Origin of the sequence: Cellvibrio fibrivorans (assembly GCF_031457055.1) — a bacterium.
In the GTDB taxonomy this organism is placed as follows: domain Bacteria; phylum Pseudomonadota; class Gammaproteobacteria; order Pseudomonadales; family Cellvibrionaceae; genus Cellvibrio; species Cellvibrio fibrivorans.
The window spans coordinates 21,395-28,039 of the sequence record NZ_JAVDVX010000013.1; the positions used below are offsets into that span (position 1 = coordinate 21,395).

General features: G+C 38.2%; 5 protein-coding genes. 3 read left to right on the top strand and 2 right to left on the bottom strand.

All coding sequences use genetic code 11. The features are described from left to right. Positions 1–16: 16 nt before the first annotated feature. Positions 17–1,327 (bottom strand): hypothetical protein, encoded by a 1,311-nt coding sequence (locus J2X05_RS20795; protein WP_310076310.1) that lies wholly within the window; start codon positions 1,325–1,327, stop codon positions 17–19. Positions 1,328–1,692: 365 nt separating this feature from the next. On the opposite strand from J2X05_RS20795, the gene J2X05_RS20800 reads away from it, so the two are divergent. Further along, on the top strand, positions 1,693–3,369 hold the full coding sequence (locus J2X05_RS20800; protein ID WP_310076312.1) for a TIGR04141 family sporadically distributed protein: 1,677 nt from the start codon (positions 1,693–1,695) through the stop codon (positions 3,367–3,369). Positions 3,370–3,383: 14 nt separating this feature from the next. After that, entirely contained in the window at positions 3,384–5,522 is a 2,139-nt protein-coding gene (locus tag J2X05_RS20805; protein ID WP_310076313.1) for a KAP family P-loop NTPase fold protein, read from the top strand. A gap of 44 nt (positions 5,523–5,566) precedes the next feature. Here J2X05_RS20805 and J2X05_RS20810 read toward each other — a convergent pair whose 3' ends face one another. Continuing rightward, positions 5,567–6,130 (bottom strand): recombinase family protein, encoded by a 564-nt coding sequence (locus J2X05_RS20810; RefSeq protein WP_310076314.1) that lies wholly within the window; start codon positions 6,128–6,130, stop codon positions 5,567–5,569. 179 nt (positions 6,131–6,309) lie between these two features. On the opposite strand from J2X05_RS20810, the gene J2X05_RS20815 reads away from it, so the two are divergent. Beyond that, a partial coding sequence (locus J2X05_RS20815; protein ID WP_310076315.1) for a hypothetical protein occupies positions 6,310–6,645 on the top strand: 336 nt, incomplete at its 3' end.

Sequence of the window (6,645 nt, forward strand, 5' to 3'; positions counted from 1 at the left end):
TGAGCTAAGGTACTTATTAATTAACTAGCTTTCGTGACGCAGCTAGATATCTAGGTTGAGGAATATATCTTGTAGATAGTCCAGATTGCTTCATCAAAACCCCTTTTTCGACCAGCTTATCGAGACTACTTTTTAGGTGTTCGGGCGCTTTTGATGATGTTATACCGTCAGTAGATGCCAGCATTCTTAGTATCGAGGTTGCATGCTCTTTAGGTGCATTCATATAGATTGAATTTATGAATTCCACTAAGCTTTTTTCTTGCCTTAGTCTGGTTGTATCATTCCGTGCTAAACAAGAAATAAGGTCGTTAGCAGTGGATGTAGACATATCGCTGCAATAGTTAATGAATTCAAATAGTCTATTAATATTTGTGGGTGTTGTTCCCCATGCGCTTCTTAAAGTGCTGTCCTTCATAAAGTTGTATTTAACTTCTAGCCTTATTTTTTTATTGGTCTTGGCGTATAGCTTGAGGCTTTCCCCGTTCCTGAAGTAGCACGTATAGCATGGCGTCAAATCATTAATGCTAAATGTGCTTCCTGCCAGCTCATTGGATAAATACTCGTTTATATCCAATTTGTTAGTAGATGTTCGAATTAGGGGTTCTAGTTGTCTAAGAGTAATTGTTGGGGTTGGGCATGGTATATCCCAATAGGTTTCAATATTTCTGACTGAGTAATGCTCTTCCTTGCCGAGAAGAGCGAACCCTGTTTGCTGAAACTCTAAAATTTCATCTTCTAGATAGCGAACTATGCTACTTAGGTACCGATTAAGGTTATCGGTGTATAACGGGTGAGATGCATTGATCTTTGATGAGGGGGTTAACAGACAGTTATCGGACTGATCTAAAGTAAACTCTAAATCTTCTCCATTACCATGTCTTATTTTATCCTGTGTTGCGAACAGCACAATTGATGGCGAAAGATTCCTTATGCCATTAGATGCTCTGGTTCTAATTGGAGTGTGCTGATAAACACAGAATCGTGTTGGATTTATATCTACCAGCAAATTTAATCGATAGAGGTTGTTGAGCTTACGCTTTATTACAAGCTCGCCGGTAAATAGTGGTGCATCTCGTTTGTAGCCACGACCGGACTTAGATCTAAAAAATTTTACTTTTTTTGTGATGATGTTAGATACGTGATTATTTTGTTGGAAGGCAATTGTCTGAAACGTGGGATGTGAGCGTGTCGGATCGCCTAGCGATACAACGAATGCAGTCATAAGTACATCCATCGCATTGATATCCCAGCTACCAATAAACAATGAAATTTTATCTTGCCTTGCGTCTGTTCCGCTAAGCTCCATATTTAAACTAAACTCTTCCATTAAATTCTGCTCCCCCCTTTTTTAAACCTCTATTAGAGCACTGCTCAATTTACAGGTGTTTTGCAACCAGTTTCAAAATTAAGATGATTTTAGATCATTGCATGCGGATTGCCTGCTTAAATTTAAATCTTTGGTTGTCTTTTGGTGATTGAGATTACTTTAGTTAGGGTATGGATTTACCAGTAACGAATAGTTATCACGCTATAGGCTCTCGAATTTAACTCATGCTTATGGTCTCAAATTTGGCTGTAAGGGGCCTCCTCGCCTTGATAGGCAATAGTTACAGGTTCTCATTGTGCCTGCGATAAAATAGTATAGGGGGGCAAGGTAATGCTGTGTAATGGGAATTTCATGGTTGTTGTGATATGGGTTTGTTTTGGATTTTAGGGTTAGTTACCAGAAAAAACATCATAAATAAAACCGGGAATGGATTTATGGCGAAGGCAAAGGTTAGAAAAGAAAAGTTGTCAATTTACTTGGCTAGAGGTTTGAATAAACCTAATAGTGATTTAATAAGAACAGAAAATGCCCGATATCCAATTGTATTGGATATCCCCGAGGTTGAATCTGCCGAGCTATATATAAAAACACAGGCCCCGAAAAATCCTCCACCTTGGACAAGATTATTTACTGCTGACAATCAAGTGGATGGCGCTCAGTTTGGTACTTCAGCTAATGTGGGTGCTGTCTTTATTGTTAGGCATCTAGGCGCGACGTTTTTATTTTCCTTTGGATCTGGTTTTCATTTATTAAAGACTGAAGCAATAGAAAGAGATTTCGGGCTTAAAGTGACTCTTAACTCCGTCGATCCAGACAAGCTAAGAAGTTTGGATAAGGCTAGCTATGATCATAATCCATTAAATTCTCGAACTCAAAGCACGAGGGATGTGGATATATTTAACCTTCATTTAGATTCAGAAATGGAAATGTTGTATGCGATTACGGGAGCTTCTTTAGTTGATGTTTTTGGCAGCAATGTTACTGGTAGAGATGCGTTAACTATAGCAGTGGAAGCAAAGCTAAAAGATATTCCAAAGATCTTGGCGGAAGCATTGTTAAGATATCGGGCGAAATTACCTGAGAAATTTAGTTGGGTTGATAATATCAATAGAGTCCGAGATCTTGATGAAATCGAGATTTTGGATATGGAATTAGATGAGAAATTGGCAGCAGATGCTTATCACGAGTTCTGGCTGGGCGAGCCTGAAATAGTTGATTGGGAGTTTCAGCTTGGGTATTCATTTGATCTTTATCCACGTTCCCCTCGTTATATCGTTCTGTCTTTCCAAGATTTTATCTCGTATTTAAACGGATTATCTCCAACAGTTCAGCTACTGAAAGACCATATCATTCATGTTAATAACAGTGAATATCAGTCAATCAAAAGTTGGTCTGTATATAGGTGTCTATATGCTGAGATAAACTTCGGTGGAGATCAATATATTTTAAGAAATGGGATATGGTACAAAGTTAATCAAAAATTTGTTTCTATTGTTGATGACTATCTTTCTGATCTTGAAATCCACGATTTTAAATTTCCTCTGTATGCACATGACAGAGAGGAGGAGTATAACGAGCACGTTTCTCAAAGTGAGAAAAATTTTTGTCTCATGGATAAGAAAAACATTCAGATAGGTGGTGTTTACGATAAGCTTGAGCATTGTGATTTAATAAGAAACGGCAATGAATTTGTTCATGTAAAACTTTACAGAAGCTCTAGCACTCTTAGTCATCTTTTTTTTCAGGGTAGTGTTGCTGCTGAATCCTTTATTAAAGATGCTTGGTATAGGGAGAAGCTTAATCCTAAGTTACCAACTTCAATTCAGCTAAAAGATGTGAAGTCACGTCCTAATCCAAATAATTATAAAATTGTATATGCAATTGCCACCACAAAAAAAATACCGCAGCAGTTGCCCTTTTTCTCAAAAGTTACACTGAAAAACTCTCTTAAGACTTTAAGAGCCTTAGATTATAAAGTTGCGTTGGCGAAAATTGATATAGATCCTGTGTTATTGAAAAAGAAAAAGTGTAAACCGAATTAATAAGAGAGAGTTAAATGAGCAGTTATCATTATGACAAGCCAATTACTGGGTATGAAGATAGTCCAGACTTTTTAAATCGAACTGTTTTCGCCGAGCACTTGGCAACTATATTGCAGATTCCAGTCGGAGAAGATTGCATGACTGTATCTCTGGAGGGGGAGTGGGGATACGGAAAGACGTCCATTATAAATTTAGTAAAAAAAGCATTAAAAGCACAAAAAACTGTACCCATAATTGTTGAATATAATCCTTGGCTTGCAGGAAATGCGGAGGCATTAATCCAAGATTTTTTGGTTCAATTTTCTTCTCAGTTAAATATGCCTAACAGATCCGATGAGGGTTTAAGTGTTGCCAAAGAGCTTTTAGCATACTCTGAATTGTTTAATGCTATGAAATTTATTCCGGGGGTCGAACCATGGGCATCCACAGTACAAAGTGTATTCAATGTGATTGGCAGTTCGGCTAAAAAAATCAGCAAACTGAAAAGTTTAGATTTGTTGGGAAGAAAAAATCGAATAAATGAACTATTAAATAATTTGGGTGTATCTATTGTTGTTGTAATAGATGATATCGATAGGTTGACGCCAGATGAAGCGTTTCAAGTAATAAGGTTGGTTAAAGCGGTTGCAGACTTTCCAAGTACATCGTTTTTGCTTTCATTTGATCCTGTTTATCTTGCTGGTTCGTTAGAAAAGCACGGTATAGTAAATTCGAGCCAATATCTTGATAAGGTAATCCAATTACGGGTTCCGCTACCTATCATTGCTTACCAAGATCTTCAAAAATTAGCAGATATAGAACTTAGGCAGCTCTCTGATAAGTCATTAACAGAGAGCTTTGAGCAGGATCAAGATCGGTTGAGTTATCTGTACCATAAACATGTTAAATATTTGATCCGTAGTCCCAGAGAGCTGAAACGAATATTTAACCATTTACGTTTTGTTTTAGCACAAACAGAAGGAAATGTGTGCTTTACTGATCTTTATTGTCTCTCCGTCATTGCAATAAAAAGTCAAAAAATATATCAATCTTTAAAAGATTTTCCAGAATGGTATGTGGGTCGAAAATTTGATAATGGGTTCGAGTCTGAAACTAAAGAGGATGTTGTTGAAAGGGAAAAGCATAAGAGGAGCGCTTTACTAAATAGTTTGCCAGAAATGGATTCTTTTCATATGACAGGGTTATTGCAGGAACTGTTCCCTTTGCTTGCTGAAGATGATTACTCTGGATTTGACTCAAATTATGATCAAGGTGGGCGTGTTGCTTCTGAAAAAAGATTGTATGTTGCTCTTCATTATCAGGTGCCATCAGGCTATGCATCGGATACCGATGTTAATCACTTTATAAGTGGTTCAATTGATCGTAAAAATTACTTGCAAAAGGCCATTTCCGATGGACATATCGAACGATTGTTTGAACTTTTAACTCATAGATTGGGAAAAATGAGCCAAGATGAGATTGGCCAATCTTTGTATGCTGTATATGATTTTTATTTAAATTCAGATTATGTAAAGGAATGTAGGGGGGCATCCCATAGTTTTTTTGGGTTTGATCCATACCGCAATGTGTATTGGATTACCAATGATTTTATTGGGATTGTAGAAAAAAAGAATACATTTATATTTGGCTTGCTTGATAATTCATTACGTCTTCCAATAGCCGCGGATGTTGCTCGCAGAATTATGGCTCAGCAGGGGAAGATTAATGCTAATGATCCTCGATTGGTCAACGAAAAATGGCTGAGCCAGGAAGAAAGTGAGGATTATTTAAATCAGTGGTCTTGTCTTGTTGTGAGGGAACTGCTGGAAGGGGATCTTGTTGATTCCATTTATGCATCGCATATTTATTATGTGTTTTGTTACGTTGCACCTGAAAAAATTACTCAAATTTTCGAGGGATGGTTACAGGAGGAGAGTGGAGTAGAGAAAATAGCAAAATTAATAGGGCGCTGTGGTAGTGATTCATCTAATGGCCCTTATGCAGAGATTTCCGAGCAGGCTATATCTAAATTTTTGAATTACTCTCTCCTCAAGGAATTAATCTCAGTGAAATTGGAAAAATCTATTGATGAGCTTCCTGTGTATTTGAAAGCAATTTATCTAAGTATAGTGACAGGTGATAAGTATTATTTGAAAGATGCGACGACAGGTTAAAATTTTGAATTTGGCTTGGTTGCTTTTTGCAACCAGTTGCAAAATCAGGAAGATTTTAATACATCGTACACCGATTGCCTGCTCAATTTTAAATCCTTGGCTATTTTGGTCTTGGGAATGCCATCTTGGGCTAACTTCAATACTTGGGCTTTCGTCTTATCGGTAATGGATGGTTTCCTGCCCATCTTGATCCCATTGGCTATAGCGGCCCGGCGTCCCTCATGAGTACGCTCAAGGATTCTCTCCCGCTCAGCTTGGGCAACCGCTGCAAGGATGGTTACTACCATCTTACCCATCGACCCCTCTGTGCTAATTCCATCATCTAAAAAGCGCACAGATATGCCACGTTTATGGAGTTGGTCTATTATCGAGATCATATCGACTGTATTGCGGCCAAGGCGATCAAGCTTGGTTACTAGGATTGTGTCCCCCTCCCGAGCCTTGGTAAGCAGTAACTGCAATCCTTCACGGTTGTCATCCTTGCCCGAAGCTTTGTCCATAAACAGAAAGTCCGAGCTGTTCTTTACGCCCTCTTTGATGAGTCGGTCTTTTTGGATGGTTAGATCCTGTTGGTTGGTAGATACGCGGGCATAACCTAAAAGAGCCATAAACTGTCCAGAAAATAGATTGATTTACATATTTGTAAAAAAACTAATAAATATCGATTTATTTGACAGTATACATAGGCTCTGGGGCAGTGTAAAAAAACTTAAGATATTTCCTACATATATCCTGTGTTAGGAAGGGACGTTACACTGGGTATTAACGAATGCATTGGAGAGATTAGATGTCAGATTCAAATGATATTTTGGGAATTGAAGTAACGGATTCATCTTTGTATCGCTCAACAATGGATGTGAATAAGTCTTTAACTGCAATGCAATCACATAGTTCTGCGCGAGATATTTTGGAAGCTTCAAAAGCTTGGATGGTATCTGATCAGATGAGGGGCGCAAGAGAGGCTTTGATGTCATTCCAAACACATAGTTCTGCGCGAGATATTTTGAAAGCTTCAAAAGCTTGGATGATATCTGATGAGGTGAGGGGCGCAAGAGAAGCCTTGATGTCAGTCCAAGCGCATAGTTCTGCGCGAGATATTTTGGAAGCTTCGAAAGCTTGGATG

Bases quoted from the DNA above. Each gene is read 5' to 3' on its own strand.
- J2X05_RS20795 (WP_310076310.1), bottom strand. From the start codon at position 1,327: ATGGAAGAGTTTAGTTTAAATATGGAGCTTAGCGGAACAGACGCAAGG.
- J2X05_RS20800 (WP_310076312.1), top strand. From the start codon at position 1,693: ATGGGTTTGTTTTGGATTTTAGGGTTAGTTACCAGAAAAAACATCATA.
- J2X05_RS20805 (WP_310076313.1), top strand. From the start codon at position 3,384: ATGAGCAGTTATCATTATGACAAGCCAATTACTGGGTATGAAGATAGT.
- J2X05_RS20810 (WP_310076314.1), bottom strand. From the start codon at position 6,130: ATGGCTCTTTTAGGTTATGCCCGCGTATCTACCAACCAACAGGATCTA.